General features: G+C 71.4%; 16 protein-coding genes. 5 read left to right on the forward strand and 11 right to left on the reverse strand.

Going from position 1 to position 15,939, the window contains the following annotated elements; genetic code table 11:
• Positions 1–23: 23 nt before the first annotated feature.
• Positions 24–2,414 carry an ATP-binding cassette domain-containing protein gene (locus ACFPCV_RS14195; protein WP_378056584.1) on the forward strand — a complete coding sequence of 797 codons (2,391 nt, stop codon included), beginning with the start codon at positions 24–26 and terminating at the stop codon, positions 2,412–2,414.
• Positions 2,415–2,528: 114 nt separating this feature from the next.
• Positions 2,529–2,810, forward strand: a complete 282-nt coding sequence (locus ACFPCV_RS14200) for a DUF4287 domain-containing protein (RefSeq protein WP_378056585.1) — start codon at positions 2,529–2,531, stop codon at positions 2,808–2,810.
• 365 nt (positions 2,811–3,175) lie between these two features.
• On the opposite strand, the gene ACFPCV_RS14205 is transcribed toward ACFPCV_RS14200, so the two are convergent.
• The 10 genes from ACFPCV_RS14205 to ACFPCV_RS14250 all read right to left on the reverse strand — a co-directional run bounded on the left by ACFPCV_RS14205 (position 3,176) and on the right by ACFPCV_RS14250 (position 11,964).
• Complete coding sequence (locus ACFPCV_RS14205; protein WP_378056586.1) at positions 3,176–3,928, reverse strand: ESX secretion-associated protein EspG; 753 nt, start codon at positions 3,926–3,928, stop codon at positions 3,176–3,178.
• Entirely contained in the window at positions 3,921–5,003 is a 1,083-nt protein-coding gene (locus ACFPCV_RS14210) for a PPE domain-containing protein (RefSeq protein WP_378056587.1), read from the reverse strand. Before ACFPCV_RS14210 ends, ACFPCV_RS14205 begins: the two co-directional genes overlap by 8 nt.
• Complete coding sequence (locus ACFPCV_RS14215; protein WP_378056588.1) at positions 5,000–5,440, reverse strand: hypothetical protein; 441 nt, start codon at positions 5,438–5,440, stop codon at positions 5,000–5,002. Before ACFPCV_RS14215 ends, ACFPCV_RS14210 begins: the two co-directional genes overlap by 4 nt.
• Positions 5,441–5,501: 61 nt before the next feature.
• Positions 5,502–6,275 carry an ESX secretion-associated protein EspG gene (locus tag ACFPCV_RS14220; protein ID WP_378056589.1) on the reverse strand — a complete coding sequence of 258 codons (774 nt, stop codon included), beginning with the start codon at positions 6,273–6,275 and terminating at the stop codon, positions 5,502–5,504.
• Between the two features lie 19 nt (positions 6,276–6,294).
• Positions 6,295–6,918 carry a dienelactone hydrolase family protein gene (locus ACFPCV_RS14225; RefSeq protein ID WP_378056590.1) on the reverse strand — a complete coding sequence of 208 codons (624 nt, stop codon included), beginning with the start codon at positions 6,916–6,918 and terminating at the stop codon, positions 6,295–6,297.
• Positions 6,919–7,035: 117 nt separating this feature from the next.
• Positions 7,036–7,791 carry a sulfite exporter TauE/SafE family protein gene (locus tag ACFPCV_RS14230; RefSeq protein ID WP_378056591.1) on the reverse strand — a complete coding sequence of 252 codons (756 nt, stop codon included), beginning with the start codon at positions 7,789–7,791 and terminating at the stop codon, positions 7,036–7,038.
• Positions 7,788–8,153, reverse strand: coding sequence for a VOC family protein (locus ACFPCV_RS14235; RefSeq protein ID WP_378056592.1), 366 nt, complete (start codon positions 8,151–8,153; stop codon positions 7,788–7,790). The genes ACFPCV_RS14230 and ACFPCV_RS14235 overlap by 4 nt, the downstream gene beginning before the upstream one ends.
• 803 nt (positions 8,154–8,956) lie before the next feature.
• A complete protein-coding gene (locus ACFPCV_RS14240; RefSeq protein ID WP_378056593.1) occupies positions 8,957–9,868 on the reverse strand; it encodes a polyprenyl synthetase family protein in 912 nt (303 codons plus the stop codon).
• 57 nt (positions 9,869–9,925) lie between these two features.
• Positions 9,926–11,239 carry a GNAT family N-acetyltransferase gene (locus ACFPCV_RS14245; RefSeq protein WP_378056594.1) on the reverse strand — a complete coding sequence of 438 codons (1,314 nt, stop codon included), beginning with the start codon at positions 11,237–11,239 and terminating at the stop codon, positions 9,926–9,928.
• Entirely contained in the window at positions 11,236–11,964 is a 729-nt protein-coding gene (locus ACFPCV_RS14250; RefSeq protein ID WP_378056595.1) for a cytidylyltransferase domain-containing protein, read from the reverse strand. Before ACFPCV_RS14250 ends, ACFPCV_RS14245 begins: the two co-directional genes overlap by 4 nt.
• A gap of 50 nt (positions 11,965–12,014) precedes the next feature.
• Between ACFPCV_RS14250 and pseB the strand changes: the two genes are divergently transcribed.
• Genes pseB through ACFPCV_RS14265 form a run of 3 tightly spaced genes read left to right on the forward strand, consistent with a single transcriptional unit; the run spans position 12,015 to position 14,807 of the window.
• A complete protein-coding gene (gene pseB / locus ACFPCV_RS14255) occupies positions 12,015–12,998 on the forward strand; it encodes a UDP-N-acetylglucosamine 4,6-dehydratase (inverting) (RefSeq protein ID WP_378056596.1) in 984 nt (327 codons plus the stop codon).
• Positions 12,991–14,124: a DegT/DnrJ/EryC1/StrS family aminotransferase gene (locus tag ACFPCV_RS14260; protein ID WP_378056597.1), complete on the forward strand. Its 1,134-nt coding sequence runs from the start codon at positions 12,991–12,993 to the stop codon at positions 14,122–14,124. The genes pseB and ACFPCV_RS14260 overlap by 8 nt, the downstream gene beginning before the upstream one ends.
• Positions 14,124–14,807 carry a phosphotransferase enzyme family protein gene (locus ACFPCV_RS14265; RefSeq protein ID WP_378056598.1) on the forward strand — a complete coding sequence of 228 codons (684 nt, stop codon included), beginning with the start codon at positions 14,124–14,126 and terminating at the stop codon, positions 14,805–14,807. Before ACFPCV_RS14260 ends, ACFPCV_RS14265 begins: the two co-directional genes overlap by 1 nt.
• A gap of 75 nt (positions 14,808–14,882) precedes the next feature.
• Here ACFPCV_RS14265 and pseI read toward each other — a convergent pair whose 3' ends face one another.
• The gene (pseI, locus tag ACFPCV_RS14270) at positions 14,883–15,932 is read right to left on the reverse strand and encodes a pseudaminic acid synthase (RefSeq protein WP_378056599.1); all 1,050 of its coding nucleotides are present in this window, start codon (positions 15,930–15,932) and stop codon (positions 14,883–14,885) included.
• Positions 15,933–15,939 lie beyond the last annotated feature (7 nt).

Raw genomic sequence — 15,939 nt, forward strand, 5'->3', positions numbered from 1 at the left:
ACCGCCCGGAAATTGGAGACACGATGAGCAAGGCCAAGAGGGCGGACGCGCAGCCGGCTGCCCGGCACCGCGCTGACAGCCACGACCTGATCCGCGTGCACGGCGCCCGGGAGAACAACCTCAAGGACGTCAGCATCGAGATCCCGAAGCGCAGGCTGACGGTGTTCACCGGCGTCTCCGGCTCCGGCAAGAGCTCCCTGGTGTTCAGCACGATCGCCGCGGAGTCGCAGCGGATGATCAACGAGACCTACAGCACGTTCATCCAGGGCTTCATGCCGACGCTGGCGCGGCCGGACGTGGACATCCTCGACGGGCTGACCACCGCGATCATCGTCGACCAGCAGCGGATGGGCGCCGACCCGCGCTCCACCGTCGGCACCGCCACCGACGCGAACGCGATGCTGCGCATCCTGTTCAGCAGGCTGGGCAAGCCGCACCTCGGCGGGCCGCAGGCGTTCTCGTTCAACGTCGAGTCGATCAGCGGCGCTGGCGCGGTCACCATCGAGAAGGCCGGACGGCAGGTGAAGGAGCGCCGCAGCTTCAGCATCACCGGCGGCATGTGCCCGCGCTGCGAGGGCCGCGGCAAGGTCAACGACTTCGACCTGACCCAGCTCTACGACGAGAACAAGTCGCTCAACGAGGGCGCGGTCACCATCCCCGGCTACAGCATGGACGGCTGGTACGGGCGGATCTTCCGCGGCAGCGGCTTCTTCGACCCGGACAAGCCGATCAAGAAGTACACGAAGAAGCAGCTGAACGACCTGCTCTACAAGGAACCGACCAAGATCAAGGTCGACGGCATCAACCTGACCTACTCCGGGCTGGTCCCGACGATCCAGAAGTCGATGCTGTCCAAGGACGTCGACGCGATGCAGCCGCACATCCGCGCGTTCGTGGAGCGGGTGGTGACCTTCCAGGTCTGCCCGGAGTGCGACGGCACCCGCCTGACCGAGGGCGCGCGGTCGTCGAAGATCGCCGGGATCAGCATCGCCGACGCGTGCCGGATGCAGATCTCCGACCTGGCCGACTGGGTGCGCGGCCTGGACGAGCCGACGGTCAAGCCGCTGCTGGACGCGCTCGGGCACACCCTGGACTCGTTCGTCGAGATCGGGCTCGGCTACCTGTCGCTGGAGCGGCCGGCGGGCACGCTGTCCGGTGGCGAGGCGCAGCGCACCAAGATGATCCGCCACCTCGGGTCGTCGCTCACCGACGTCACCTACGTCTTCGACGAGCCGACGATCGGGCTGCACCCGCACGACATCGCACGCATGAACGACCTGCTGCTCCGCTTGCGGGACAAGGGCAACACCGTGCTGATGGTCGAGCACAAGCCGGAGGCGATCGCGATCGCCGACCACGTCGTCGACCTCGGCCCCGGCGCGGGCACGGCGGGTGGTTCCGTCTGCTTCGAGGGCACCGTCGACGGGCTGCGCAAGAGCGACACCGTCACCGGCCGCCACCTCGACGACCGGGTCCTGCTCAAGGAGACCGTGCGCGAACCGTCGGACAGGCTGGCGATCCGCGGCGCGGCGACGAACAACCTGCAGGACGTGGATGTCGACATCCCGCTCGGCGTGCTGGTGGTCGTCACCGGCGTGGCCGGGTCGGGCAAGAGCTCGCTGATCCACGGCTCGGTGGCCACCCAGGACGGTGTGGTGGCGGTCGACCAGGCCCCGATCCGCGGCTCGCGGCGCAGCAACCCCGCGACCTACACCGGGCTGCTGGAGCCGATCCGCAAGGCGTTCGCCAAGGCCAACGGCGTGAAGCCGGCACTGTTCAGCGCGAACTCCGAAGGCGCGTGCCCCAACTGCAACGGGGCCGGGGTCATCTACACCGACCTCGGGATGATGGCGGGCATGTCCACCACCTGTGAGGTGTGCGAGGGCAAGCGGTTCGACGCGCTGGTGCTGGACTACAAGTTCGGCGGCCGCGACATCAGCGAGGTGCTCGCGATGTCGGTGACGGAGGCCGAGGAGTTCTTCCGCGACGGCGAGGCGAAGCTCCCGGCCGCGCACAGGATCCTCGAACGGCTCGCCGACGTCGGCCTCGGCTACCTCACCATCGGCCAGCCGCTCACCACGCTGTCCGGCGGCGAGCGGCAGCGGCTCAAGCTCGCGACCCACCTGGGCGACAAGGGCGGCGTGTACGTCCTGGACGAGCCGACCACGGGCCTGCACCTGGCCGACGTCGAGAACCTGCTCGGTCTGCTCGACCGGCTGGTCGACGCGGGCAAGTCGGTGATCGTCATCGAGCACCACCAGGCGGTCATGGCGCACGCGGACTGGATCATCGACCTCGGTCCCGGCGCCGGCCACGACGGCGGGAAGATCGTCTTCGAGGGCACCCCGGCCGACCTCGTCGCGGACCGCTCCACCCTGACCGGCGAGCACCTCGCGGAGTACGTCGGCGCCTGACTCAGGCACTCGGCCTGGTGCTCCCGTCTCCGGACAGCCGAAAACAAAACTTGTCCGGACAGCAAAAGTTGTCGTAAGCTGACGGCAGCCCACACGACAGACGGGAGAGCGACCATGTCCTTCCAGGCATACCTCGACACCATCGAGAAGAAGACCGGCAAGACCCCGGCCGAACTGCTGGCCGAGGCGAGCGCCCACGGCTACGACGCGACCACGAAGGCAAGCGTGGTCCTCGAGTGGCTGAAGACCGACTACGACCTCGGCCGCGGCCACGGTATGGCGTTCTTCCACGTACTGAAGAACGGCACCGAGATCAGCGACAAGCACGTCGGCAGCACCGGCACCCACCGAGACCCGTCGACGACACTACGAGTGGACGGCCTCGCCAACCGCTGACCACCCGGCACGAGGCACGGGCACCACGCCCCGAAAGCGTCGCCCAGGACTTCGCGAACCGTCAGGAACGCAACCCACCCCGGCCCCGAGGCTCCGGCAAAGTCCGTGACGACTGGCCGCGCAGCGCACGGCACCGCGCCCGACGGCCCCCGCAGGGCGGGCCGGTACCGTGAAGTCGCGCTCACGGCACAACAAGTGCCGTCAATGGGCCATTCAGGACGCCCAGCGCCCTGAACGCGCCTTTCAGGGCACTGCCACGCCTTCAACGCGCCTCTCACAGCACCAAACCCCCGGCGCTACGCGCCCGCACCCCGCGAAGCGGGGCTCTGCCTGCGCAACCCCGACGGTGGCGCAGGCCCATCCCATCAGCGGACGTCGGTCAGCATTTCCTCCGCCATCGAGGTCAGGCGGGTCGTGTCGGCCGGGGTGAGGGTGATCCACGCGCCGTTGCGGCGCAGGGCGTACCGGCCTTCTGGCGTGTCCAGCCAGTTGACCAGGCTGTACGCGCGCACCCGCCCTGACGCACCCAGTTGCCCACCACCGGTGCGAGTCGTCAGCGCCTGCGCGAACGTGCTGACCTCCTCGGCTCGGACGCCCGCCGCGTGCAACGACCTCGTGAAACCGGGCACGCCCTCCGCCGCGCCTTCCGCGCACGCGGCCTCGTAGTCGGCGACGCTCACGTTCGCCGGGCGGTTCGCGGCGGGCGGTAGTTGGGTGAGGGAGCCGAGCAGTGCCGACGCGAGTGCCGTCGCGCGGACCGCGCCCAGCCGGACCTCGTCGCCGACCCTGGCCGCGACCGCGGCGCCGGACGAGCCGGTCGCGGCGAACGCGAACAGCGGCGCGCCCGACCCGTACACCCGCATGTCGAGCGACGCCGACGGGTTGCCGAGCGACCGCAGCATCGCGGCCAGGTCGCGCGCGGGTGCGCCGACCGTGCCGAGGTCGCGGGCGCTCAGCTCGCGGGACGCCTCCTCGGCCAGCTCCGCGCGCCGGGCACGGGTGCGCCCGACGTGCAGCACGTCCAGCACCTCGGGGGTCGGGCCGAGGTCCATCGCCGACCACAGCAGGTACAGCTCGACCACGCTCAGCTGGATCCACCCGGAGCCCGGGTCACGCACGGCGGTTGACCTCCCCGATCACCGGCGGCATGACCCGCTCGTCGTTGCCGCCCCAGATCTCGGGGTCCTCCGCGACGTACTTGTTGCCCTTGCGCTCGACGTCCTCGCCGCCGCGACCACCGGCGCCACCACCCATCGGCATGCCACCCGCCATGGGCGCGCCCTGAACACCTGGCCTGACGGACGCCGCGGACGCCGCCGCCGGCCGGGCCGCGGGTTCGCCCGCGCTCGTCCCGCCGCCCGGCGCGAGCGGGGCCGCCGACGGGGCCCGGCCGCCGGTCGGGCCGGGACCTCCGGAACCGCCAGGGCCACCACCTGGCGCCGGACCGCCGCCGCCAGGCCGCCCCGGCACCGGCGGGGGTGGCGGCGGCTGCGGTGGTTGCGGCGGCGGGGGTGGCAGCGGCGGCTCCGTCGGCGGCCCGTACGGCACCTTCCGCAACGACGGCGGCGCGAACTGCGGCACGGTCGCGTACACGTCCCGGGAGTTCGACTGGAACCGCTCCATGATCCGCGCGGCCTGCTCGTGCAGCTCCCGTTCCCGCGTCGTGTAGACCAGCGGGTCGACCACGAGCGGTTTCGCCGTCGCGAAGTCGGCGTCGGTGAACGCGGTGACCTGGGACGGGTGCGGCTGCGACAGCGGCACGATCGGGTACGGCGGGGGCGGCATGTCGTTGCGCGCGTTGGTGACGTTGTCGACCTGGATGGCGACGCAGCCGCACACCTCGGTCGCGCGGGTCCCGGTCTCCCGCGACCACTCGGCGAGCGCGGACACGCTCTCCTTCGCCAGCTCGGCCGCGTCCCCCTCCCACGACTGTGCGGTCGTGAGCAGCAGCTTCGCCAGCTCGTCACCGATGTCGGACAGCTCGTCGCCAAGCCGCGCCCACGAAGCGGACACCGACATCGCGCCGGTCAGGTCGATGCCTTCGTGCACCATGTCGTACAGCTCGGGGTGCGACCACGTCAGCCACTCGACACGTTCGTCGAGCGTCTCCGGCACCGGCTCGTCGACGGGCGGCTTCGGCGGCCGCGGCCAGCTCGGCGGGTAGCAGCCGCCGATCGTGACGCCTTCACTCATGACGCCTCCTCGACGGTCACGCCGAAGCGCCGCACCGCACGCCGCAGGGCGTCCGCCGCGTGCTCGTCGGTGGCCTCGTACAGGCCCGCGGCGAACCGGACCGTGGCCTCCAGGTCGTCGAGGACCTCGTGGAACGTCCTCAGCACGGGCGTGACACCGCCGTCGCGGTCCACCGCGACCGTGCGCAACCGCTCGGACATGATCTGGCCGACCCAGTTGTTCCCGAACCTGAGCGGCGTGTCGAGGTCGGCGCAGTCGCGGACCAGTTCGGCGGCACGCAGCCGCAGGCGGCCGAGCTGGGAGAGGATGACCTTCGCGGTGTCGAGGTCGATCTTCAGCGAGCCCGCGAGTGCCTGTTCCCTGACCTTGTCGACCTTGTCGGCGACCGGCGCCAGCCCGCCGGCGGCCGTCCCGGGGAACCCCCTCGGTTCGGACATGTGACAACCCCTTAGGTACGGATCGACTCCGGGTGTCACGGTAACGCGCGGGGCCGCCCGGTCATGGCTGGTTGAGCGAGTCCGCCATCTCCGAGAGCCGTTGTCCGACGCGGGCGGTGTCGGCGGGGGCGATGATCACCCACTCGACCCGGTCCATGGTCACCTCGCTGTGCACGAGGTAACGGCCGGGTTCGGTGTCGAACCAGTTCAGCACCGGTGTCCTGGTGCGGCGGCCGACCTGGTCGACGCTGTTCGCGGCGAGCTGCCCGCCGCCGCGCCGCCCCGACTCCAGCAGCGTCACCACGGTCCGCAGGTCTCGGCCGGTGACCCCGCCGCCTGCGAGCACGCGTTCCAGCCCGACGTACCCGCTCGCGGCGAACTCGTCGACGGCCGCGTCGAACACCTGCTTCGGCAGCCGGGCCACGCCACCTGGGCCGGGCGGGTGGTCCGGCAGCAACGCGATCACCGCGGGCACGAGCCGCGCGTCCCGCACCCACGCGAGCCGGACCTCGTCGTCGGACTGGGCGGCCAGCACGCCACGGCGGCCGTCGCTCGCGGCCAGCACGCGCAGCGGCTCGCCGACCGACAGCCGCCCGTCGACGCCGAACGTGTGCCTGCCCAGCACCGAGAGCTGTTCCTCCAGCACGGGCGCGACCTCGGCGCCGTCGTGGAGTCCCTTGCGCAGCAAGGACTCCCGCACCTGGTCACGCAGGGCCGCGCGTTCGTCCATGGTGTACCCGAACGAGCGGACGTCGAGCGGGTAGGGCCGCTCGGTGAAGCCGAGGTGCTCCCACAGGAGGTCGAACTCCTGGTGGGACAACGAGGTCGCGGACACGCCGGGAATTATGGCGCGGTCAGCGCAGGTGCGCGTCGAACCAGTTCAGCACCCGCTGCCACGCCTCGACGGCCGTGTCCGGGTAGATGTCGAACCGGTGGTCGGCGGCCGGGTACAGGACGACGTCGTTGGCGGTCTCGGAACGCTTCGCCGCCTCCCGCAGCAGCGCGACCTCGTCGGCGATCTTGTCCCCGTACAGGCCGAGCCACGGGCAGCGCAGCGTCGGCGCCGCGTCCACCAGCGCGGGCAGGCCGGGAGACAGCGGGGTCAGGATCCCGCCACCGCCGACGGAAACGGCCGCGCCGATCGCCCGGCTCGCGGCCACCACCAGCGACACCGCGCCACCCAGCTCGAACCCGACCACACCGATCCGGTCGGCGGCGATGCCGTGCTGCGCGAGCCAGCCGAACGCGATGTCGGTGTCGGCGAGCACGGACTCGCCGGACAGCTCACTGATCCGGTCCAGCGCCGTGACGTCGTCCACCTCGGTCGAGTCGCCGTGGTAGATGTGCGGCGCGACCGTCAGCCAGCCCTCCGCGGCGAGCCCCGTGATCAGGGCCCGCATGGCGTCGGTCATCCCGCGTTCCTCGTGCAGGACGACGACACCGCCCCTGACGACCCGGTGTGGTTCCGCGTAGGTCATGCGCAGCGCACGACCGTCAGTCAGCTGAACAGGCTCTGTACGGGTGGCTGGAGACATTTCGATACCCAATCACGTCGAGGTGAACACCAGTCAACGAATCCCATCCGAATGGAGTAATCACCGGATGAGCAACTGCACGATCGCCACCGTGCCGACCACCACAATCGCGGCCCGTAACCAGAACGGTCTAAGCCTGCGCCCGACCCGTGCCCCGATCAGACCACCGATGGTCGAGCCGCCCGCGAGCAGCCCGACGACGGCCCAGTCCACTTCGGCCGCGAACACGAAGACCACACCGGACGTGAGGTTCGCGATCGCGGCCAGCACGTTCTTGACGCCGTTGAGCCGCTGCAGCGAGTCGTCCACGAGGATGCCCATGAGCGCGAGCAGGATCACGCCCTGCGCGGCACCGAAGTAGCCGCCGTACACGGCCGTTCCGAACACGCCGAACAGCAACGGGATGCCGCCGTGCGGGTGCCGGTCCGGCCCGCGCTCGGCTAGCCTGCGGGCGATCAACGGTTGCAGCAGGACGAGCACGAGCGCGACGACGATCAGCGCGGGCACGACGGCCTCGAACGCGCCGGGCGGCAGTACGAGCAGCAGCAACGCGCCGCAGACCGCACCGACCGCGGTCACCATGCCGAACCGCACCAGCCGCCCGGCCTGCCCCTTCAGCTCCCGGCGGTAGCCGACGGCGCCGCCGACCGACCCGGGCACGAGCCCGATGCCGTTGGAGACGTTGGCCACCACCGGCGGATACCCGAGCGCGAGCAGCACCGGAAAGGTGATCAGCGTCCCGGACCCGACCACGGAGTTGATGCCCCCGGCGAACAACCCGGCCGCGACGATGACGGCTGCCTCGAACCCGGTCAACGCGGCGCGAACACGCAGAACTCGTTGCCCTCGGGATCGGCGAGCACGTCCCACTCGATCTCGTCGTCCCGGCGGCGCACGACCGTCGCACCCAGCCCCAGCAACTCCTCGGTGTCGCCGAAAACGTCCAGGTGCAACCGGTTCTTGACGGTCTTCCTCTCCGCCACGGGCACGACCCAGAACAACGGCCCGGCACCCGAGGGGTCGACGATCGGCACCGGCCAGTCGTGCGGCCGCATCCACCCGTCCTTGGGCGGCTCGTGATCGTCCTTGCGGACGTAGCCCATCGCCGCACACCACCAGTCGGCGAGCGTGTGGTGGTCATTCGCGTCGATGACCAGATCCTTGAAACGTGCAGGCATGGCGGCATGGTCGCATGCGTCACCGACAGTGGCGCGCCTCATACGGCCTGGCCGAGGACCACGTCACATCCGTCGACGACCCCGTGTGGACAGTGCGGTTTGTCCACAGCCGACCTGGTTATCCACAGGTTGGCTCTTGTCGCTTGTTTTGTCGGTGGGTGCCGGTAGACTGGCATGGCGGGACGCCCCCGGGTTCGGGTGGGGGTTGCGTTCCGGGCGGTTTGCTTGTTTTCGCAGGTCGGGCGTTTGCGTTTTGTGGGTTTGTCCTCGCCGGACGGGCAGGTCTCGGGGGTGGCGGAGGGGCATGTCGGTGGCGGTTTGGGCGGGTCTGCCTGCCATCCCGTCGACCTCCCTGCGGGCTATCACACCGCGCCAAGGGGGCCAGCTTCAGCGTGTTGTGATTCGGTCGTTTTGGCCCCCCTTGACGCGGTGTGATCGGGCTACGCCAGGTCGACGGGATGGCAGGGAGCCCCTTGGTGGTGGGCTTGCGCCACCGTCGGGGTTGCGTGGGGTCGCTGCCCCGCTTTGCGGGCAAGGCGCCGCTTTGCGGGGCCCGCAGCGCGGGCCCGGCTTCGCGGGCCCTGCTGCGTGGTCGGGCGCGTAGCGGGCTGGTTTGGTGCTGTGAAAGGCGCGTTGACGGCGTTGGCGGTGCCGTGAAAGGCGCATTGACGGCGCTGGGCGCCGTGAATGGCCCATTGACGGCACTTGTTGTGCCGTGAACGCGCCTTTCACGGCACCGGCCCGCCCTGCGGGGGTCTGCCGGGGCGCTGCGCGTCCGGCGGGTGCGCAGCGTTCCGGGGTTGTTACGCCGCTCTCTCCAGGACCCGGTCGCACAGGGTTTCCAGGGTTTGTTTCGCGTGGCCGGGTGGCAGTGCTGCCAGTGCCGAGCGGGCGCGTTCCGCGTGTTCGCGGGCGTCTGCTCGGGTCAGGGGCGGGCCGGGGCCCTCGCGTAGCAGGGTCAGGGCTTCCGCGTGTAGTTCGGGGTCGGTGACCGCGCCCGCGACCAGCAGCACGCGCAGCCGGTCGGCGGCGGCGTCTTCTGCTGCCAGTGCGTGGAGCACGGGCACGGTCACCACCCCCGCACGCAGGTCGGTGCCGGGAGTCTTGCCCGACTGGGCACCGACGATGTCCAGTACGTCGTCCACCAGCTGGAACGCGATGCCCAGATGTTCGCCGTAGGTGTGCAGCGCCGCGCAGACCGCCGGGTCCGCCTCCGCGACCACGGCGCCCAGTTCGGCGGCCATCGAGAACAGGGACGCGGACTTGTCGGCCATGACCTCCAGGCAGAACGCCATCGGGTCGGCGGTCTTCGGGCGCACGGTCTCCATGAGCTGGCCGCGGACCAGCCGCGCCAGTGTGGTGGTCTGCAGCCGCAGTGCGGGCAGGCCCAGCTCGGCACCCAGCTCCGCGGCCCGTGCGAGCATCAGGTCACCGAGCAGGATCGCGCGGTTGTTGCCCCACAGCACGTTCGCGGTCGGGACGCCGTGGCGGACCGGTGCCTGGTCCATCACGTCGTCGTGGTGGAGCGTGCCGACGTGCACCAGCTCGGTCAGCACCGCCGCGTCGACGACCTTGTCCTGCCGCGGCCCGAACTCCGCGCCCAGCATGACCAGCAGCGGGCGCAGGCGCTTGCCACCGGCGTCGATCAGGTGGGTGGCACCCGCGATCCCGTCGAGCACCTCCCGCAGCCTGCTCTCCACATCGACCAGATCCATGGGTCGAGCTTCGCGCCGGGACGGGCCCGCGCGGATCCCGCTCGCGCCGGAGTGGTCTCACTCCTCGGAGGGAGATCTCTCCAGCCAGCGCCACTCGCCGTCCGACACCGGCCGGTATCCGGCGCGGCGGAACAGCGCCAGCGACGCGGCGTTGTCGCTGTGCACGTTGGCGCGGATCACCGCCGAGCCCAGGTTCCGTTGCGCCGCCAGCAGCATCGGCACCGCCAGTTTCCGGCCGCGGGCGGCTGGGGCCACGGTGATGCTGACCTCCCACGTGCCGCCCTCGCGGTCGAACCGGACCGTCCCGACCGGACGGCCGTCGTGTTCCGCGACCAGCAGCCGCCGGTCCCGGTCGGCCAGCGCGCGGGACAGCCACGCCTTGTGGTCCACCGGGGACACCGGGTCGGTGGTGCGGGACCAGCGGCGGGTCTCGGGGTCGTTGCGCCACGACAGCAGCAGCGCCGCGTCGGCCTCCGTCGCGGGCCGGACCGTCGGGTCGAAACCCATCGCGTCCAGGACGCGGTCCGCTCCCCTGCCGTCCACCGTCTTCTTCGCCTTGTCCCCCAAGGCTTTCCTGGCGTTCGCGTCCCGCAGCAGCGCACGCAGCTCCGGCACGTGCGACCGCGGGTCCGTGCCCAGCCCGGCCGCCAGGCCCCGTCCCACCGCGGCCTCGTAGCCCGCCGCCTGGTTGTCGGCGATCCGCACCAGCGCGGTCGGCACCCCGATGCAGCACAGCTCCATCAGCGTCACCCCGGCCGCGCTCACCACGAGGTCGGCGGACGCGAACAACGACGGCACCGACGGCGTCGGCGGGGTCACGTCGAACCCGGGCACCGGCACGGCCGAGATCGCCACCACCTCGGCTGGCACCCCGGTGTCACGCAGCGCGGTCAGCGCCGCCGCCACCGACGACGGGGCCGCGCCGCCACCCATCACCACCACGACCTTCGGCGGCACCGAACCACCACGCCGGGCGGCCCGCGCCGCCCTGATCTCCGCGCGCAGCGGCGCGTAGGCGGGGCCCCGCAGCACGACCGGCGAACCGTCGTCCGGCCGCGGCACCTCGTACAGGTTCGCGTCCACCACGACGTCGGCCCGCCGCCGCCCGAACGTGCCGTCCTCCATGGACACCACGAGCCCGTCGAAACCGAACGAACCGATCCCGTAGTGGTCGACAAGAACGGCGTCGGCGGGCTCCAGTGCCGGCAGGACGGGAAGCGACCCGATCAGCCACTGGCCTGCCGTGAAGGACCCGCACAGCGCCACCTCCCAGCCGCGGGACCGGGCGGCGGTCGCCAGCGCCACACAGCGGGACAGGTGGCCGACCCCCGTGGCCGGTGCCGCGTCGGCGCGCAGCAGCAGCGTGGTCATGGGGTGGGCATGGCCTTCTGCTCGACGGCCGCGTTCAGCGCCACCAGGTCGGGCCGCGACCGCAGCAGCGCGACGACGTCCTGCCAGGCGGGCACCCCGGTGCCGAGCGCGGCCACGACACCGTCGAGGAGCTTCGCGTCCTCCTCGGTGTCCAGCGTGACCCGCAGGTCGGAGTTGTCGACCCCGGGCACGACGCCGCCGCACCGGTACACGTCGGGCCGGGTGTAGATGTCCGACGTCACGTGTTCGCGGTGCCCGCCGGTCGCGGTCCGGTCCTGCTCCGCCAGCACCGCGACGCGCACCAGCTCGGCGTCGAGCCCGCGCGGGTGGCGCCGCACCACCACGTTCGACACGTGGTCGAGCGTGGGGTCGGCCCGCCACAGGCCCACGACCTGCGCGATCAGCGCCGGGTCGTGCAGCGGGCAGTCGGCGGTGAGCCGCACCACGGCGTCGCACGGGTGCTCGCGGACGGCCTTGACGTACCTGGCCAGCACGTCGTCCAGCGGCCCCCGCACCACAGAGGCGCCGCAGCGGGCCGCCTCCTCGGCGACCGGGTCGTCGTCGGCGGCGTCGGACGTCGCGAGGATCACGGCGTCCACGTTGTGCGTTTCCCGGGCGGCCCGGATCACCCAGCTCAGCACGCTTCTGCCGCCGAGCGGCCGCAGCACCTTGCCGGGCAGCCGGGTGGAGGACAACCGTGCCTGGATGACCGCGTTGACTCGCACGGGTGCCATGATGGCGCACTGGAAACGATCCAGACCGCGGAGGTAAGACCATGGCGCTGCTCGAAGGGGCTGGCATCCTGCTCACGGGCGGGACGGGGTCCTTCGGCAAGGCGTTCATCGACTACGCCCTGAAGCACCTGGACCCCCGGCGTCTGGTGATCCTGTCCCGCGACGAGCTGAAGCAGTACGAGGCGCGTCAGCTGTTCGGCGACGACCCCCGGCTGCGGTGGTTCATCGGCGACGTCCGGGACCGGCGCAGGCTCGAGCGCGCCATGCACGACGTGGACTACGTGGTGCACGCCGCGGCGCTCAAGCAGGTCGACACGGCCGAGTACAACCCGTTCGAGTTCGTGCAGACCAACATCACCGGGTCGCAGAACGTGATCGAGGCGGCCATCGACTGCGGCATCAAGAGGGTCGTGGCGCTGTCGACCGACAAGGCGTCGAGCCCGATCAACCTGTACGGCGCGACGAAGCTGTGCGCGGACCGGCTGTTCATCTCCGGCAACCACTACGCGGCGGGCCACCCGACCCGGTTCTCGGTGGTCCGCTACGGCAACGTGATGGGCTCACGCGGGTCGGTCATCCCGTTCTTCAGGTCGCTCGCCGACCGGGGTGAGGCGCTGCCGATCACGGACCTGCGCATGACCCGCTTCTGGATCACGCTGCCGCAGGCGGTGGAGTTCGTGGTCAACTCGTTCGACCAGATGCACGGCGGCGAGCTGTACGTGCCGAGGATCCCCAGCATGCGGCTGGTGGACCTGGCCAGGGTGATCGCGCCGAACAGCCCCATGCGGGAGGTCGGCATCCGGCCCGGCGAGAAGCTCCACGAGGAGATGATCGCCCCGGACGACTCGCGCAGGACGCTGCTGCTCGACGACCGGTACGTGGTGATGCCGCACATCGCGGGCTGGGGCTACGAGCCACCGGCCGAGGGCCAGGCGGTGCCGGAGGGCTTCGCGTACCGGTCGGACACCAACGACCTGTGGCTCTCCGACGACGACCTGCGGGCCCTGGTGGAGCAGTATGGGTGACGCGCTGCTCCCCTATGGACGGCAGTCGATCGTCGAGGAGGACATCGCGGCGGTCGCGGAGGTCCTGCGTGGGGACTGGCTGACCACCGGACCGGCCGTGCGCCGGTTCGAGGAGGACCTGTGCGCGCTGGCGGGCGGCGTGCCCGCGGTGGCGGTGACCTCGGGGACCGCCGCGCTGCACGTCGCGTACGCGGCGGCGGCCATCGGTCCCGGTGACGAGGTCGTGTGCGCGCCGATGACGTTCGTCGCGACGGCCGCGACCGCGGTCGCGCAGGGCGCGACGGTGGTGTTCGCGGACGTGTCACCGGAGACCGGGAACCTGCTGCCGGAGGCGGCCGCGGCGGCGATGACCGCGCGGACGCGGGTGGTGTCCGCTGTGGACTACGCGGGGCACCCGGCGCCGGTGGACGAGCTGTCGAAGGTCGCGCACGACGGCGGCGCGCTGCTGCTGGAGGACGCGGCGCACTCGATCGGCGGCACGTGGCGGGGCCGCCCGGTCGGCGCGCTGGCGGACCTGACGACGTTCTCCTTCTTCCCCACCAAGAACCTGACGACGGCCGAGGGTGGCGCGGTCGCGACCCCGAACCCGGACCTGGCGCGGCGGGCGGCGCAGTTCCGCAACCACGGGCTGGTGCGCGACAAGGCCAGGATGCGGTTCCCCGACGAGGGCGGCTGGCACCAGGAGGTACACGAGTTCGGCCTGAACTACCGGCTGCCGGACGTGTTGTGCGCGCTGGGTTCCAGCCAGCTGCGGCGGCTGGCGTGGTTCAAGGAGCGGCGCGCGGAGATCCACGCCCGCTACACCGCCGGGCTGTCCGATGTGGAGGGTGTGCGGACGCCGGTGACGCTGCCCGGCGCGGACCCGATGTGGCACCTGTACCCGCTGCGGGTGCTGGACGGGCGGCGGCGCGCGCTGTTCGACCACCTGCGCGCGGCCGGGATCGGCGTGCAGGTGAACTACGTCCCGGTGTACTGGCACCCGGTGTTCGCCGACCTGGGCTACCAGCGCGGCATGTGCCCGAACGCGGAGCGGTTCTACGCGGAGGAGCTGTCGCTGCCGCTGTTCCCGGACCTGTCGGACACCGACGTGGACCGGGTCGTCGAGCTGGTACGCGAGTTCCTCTAGTGGACCTCTCGCCGTGGGGATCGCCCGCCGTCCTGGAGCGGCTCGGCGGGCACCGCAACGAGGTCTTCCGGCTCGAAGGTGACCTCGTGGCACGGCGTTCGCGCCGCTCGGCGGCGTCCCTCGAATGGGAGCTCGACCTGCTGGACCACTTGGGCCGCAACGGTTTCCTCGTGCCCGAGGTGGTCCCGGCGGACGGTCGCGCCCATGTGGACGGTGTGGTCGTGCAGCGCTGGCTCCCGGGCCACGAGCCGACGGACTGGGCGCCGGTGGTCACGCGGCTGCGCCGCCTCCACGAGCTGACCGAGGGCTGGCCGCCGCGCCCCGGCTTCCCCGGCACCCGCGACCTGCTGACCGCAGACCGCGGCGGCGACGTCGACCTCACGGCGATGCCGCCGGACGCCGTCGAGACCTGCCGGGCCGCGTGGCGTGCCCTCGACGGTCCGTCGACGGTCGTCCACGGCGACCCGTGCGCAGCGAACATCCGCGTCGACGGCGACCGGGTCGGCTTCCTCGACTGGGACGAGGCCCGCGTGGACCACCCGTGGCTGGACCTGGCCGACATCCCGGGCATCGACCTGCCACCGGCCGCGCACGCCGCCGTCGACGCGTGGGAAGCCGCCAACGGCTGGCTGGTCGAGCCGCACTACGCCCGCGAACGACTCGCGCGACTGGCCTGTGGATAACTCTGTGGACAACTTCACGCCCTGTGGACAACCTGTGCGTTGCCAAGCGTTTGCGCAGCCCTGGCCTGTGGACAACTACACGAGATCCCAGGTCAAAGGCGTGCCTTTTTGCGCCGCTGTCCGGAACCGGCGGCCCATGACGGTGGACAACTCGGCCGGCGCCAAACCGCCCGACGGCCGGATCGAACGGACGTTCGCGGCCGTCACCTCATCACCCTCGGCGACGTCCTCGACCACCCACAGCGACCGCCGCAGGCGGCTGACCTCGCGCTCGCTGTCCTTGGGCCCGATGCGGGTCGTCCCGAGCGCCTGCCACGCCCGCTCGGTCTCCGTGACCAGCGCGGCCAGCTCGGCCGGTTCGAGGGAGAACTCGCTGTCCACGCCACCGTCGGCACGCTTGAGCGTCACGTGCTTCTCGATCACGCACGCCCCCAGCGCGACCGCCGCGACCGGCACACCGATGCCCATGGTGTGGTCGGACAGGCCAGCGACCACGTCGAACGTGTCCCGGATCAGCGGGATGCCCCGCAGGTTGCTGTCGGCCGGGTCGGCCGGGTAGGACGCGGTGCAGCCGAGCACGATCAGCTGGTCGTTGCCCGCGCGGCGGGCGGTGTCCACGGCGGCGTGGATCTCGGCGACGTTCGCCATGCCGGTGGAGATGACCAGCGGTTTCCCGGTCCTGGCCGCCAGCTCGATCAGGGGCAGGTCCACGATCTCGGCGGAGGCGATCTTGTAGGCGGGCGCGTCGAGCGACTCGAGCAGCTCGATCGCGGTCGGGTCGAACGGGCTGGAGAAGACGGTCAGCCCCAGCGCGGCGGCGCGTTCGAAGATCGGGGCGTGCCACTCCCACGGTGTGTGGGCCTTCTCGTACAGCGAGTAGAGGTTCTGCCCACCCCACAGCGAGTGGTCGTCGGAGATGCGGAAGGCCGGGGTATCCACGTCGATCGTGATCGTGTCGGCGCGGTAGGTCTGCAGCTTCAGCGCCTGCGCCCCGGACGCGGCGACCTCGTCGACGATCGCCAGCGCACGGTCCAGGTCCCCGTTGTGGTTCCCGGACATCTCGGCGATGACGAACGGCCGGTGGTGCGGCCCGACCGTGTGCCTGCCGATGGTGACTTCACGCATGACCCCA

Origin of the sequence: Actinophytocola glycyrrhizae (assembly GCF_042653545.1) — a bacterium.
GTDB classification, from domain to species: domain Bacteria; phylum Actinomycetota; class Actinomycetes; order Mycobacteriales; family Pseudonocardiaceae; genus Actinophytocola; species Actinophytocola glycyrrhizae.

Coding starts and splice junctions, on each gene's coding strand:
- pseB (WP_378056596.1), top strand. CDS start 12,015: ATGGCGCTGCTCGAAGGGGCTGGCATCCTGCTCACGGGCGGGACGGGG.
- ACFPCV_RS14210 (WP_378056587.1), bottom strand. CDS start 5,003: ATGAGTGAAGGCGTCACGATCGGCGGCTGCTACCCGCCGAGCTGGCCG.
- pseI (WP_378056599.1), bottom strand. CDS start 15,932: ATGCGTGAAGTCACCATCGGCAGGCACACGGTCGGGCCGCACCACCGG.
- ACFPCV_RS14225 (WP_378056590.1), bottom strand. CDS start 6,918: ATGACCTACGCGGAACCACACCGGGTCGTCAGGGGCGGTGTCGTCGTC.
- ACFPCV_RS14215 (WP_378056588.1), bottom strand. CDS start 5,440: ATGTCCGAACCGAGGGGGTTCCCCGGGACGGCCGCCGGCGGGCTGGCG.
- ACFPCV_RS14260 (WP_378056597.1), top strand. CDS start 12,991: ATGGGTGACGCGCTGCTCCCCTATGGACGGCAGTCGATCGTCGAGGAG.
- ACFPCV_RS14235 (WP_378056592.1), bottom strand. CDS start 8,153: ATGCCTGCACGTTTCAAGGATCTGGTCATCGACGCGAATGACCACCAC.
- ACFPCV_RS14240 (WP_378056593.1), bottom strand. CDS start 9,868: ATGGATCTGGTCGATGTGGAGAGCAGGCTGCGGGAGGTGCTCGACGGG.
- ACFPCV_RS14200 (WP_378056585.1), top strand. CDS start 2,529: ATGTCCTTCCAGGCATACCTCGACACCATCGAGAAGAAGACCGGCAAG.
- ACFPCV_RS14195 (WP_378056584.1), top strand. CDS start 24: ATGAGCAAGGCCAAGAGGGCGGACGCGCAGCCGGCTGCCCGGCACCGC.
- ACFPCV_RS14245 (WP_378056594.1), bottom strand. CDS start 11,239: ATGACCACGCTGCTGCTGCGCGCCGACGCGGCACCGGCCACGGGGGTC.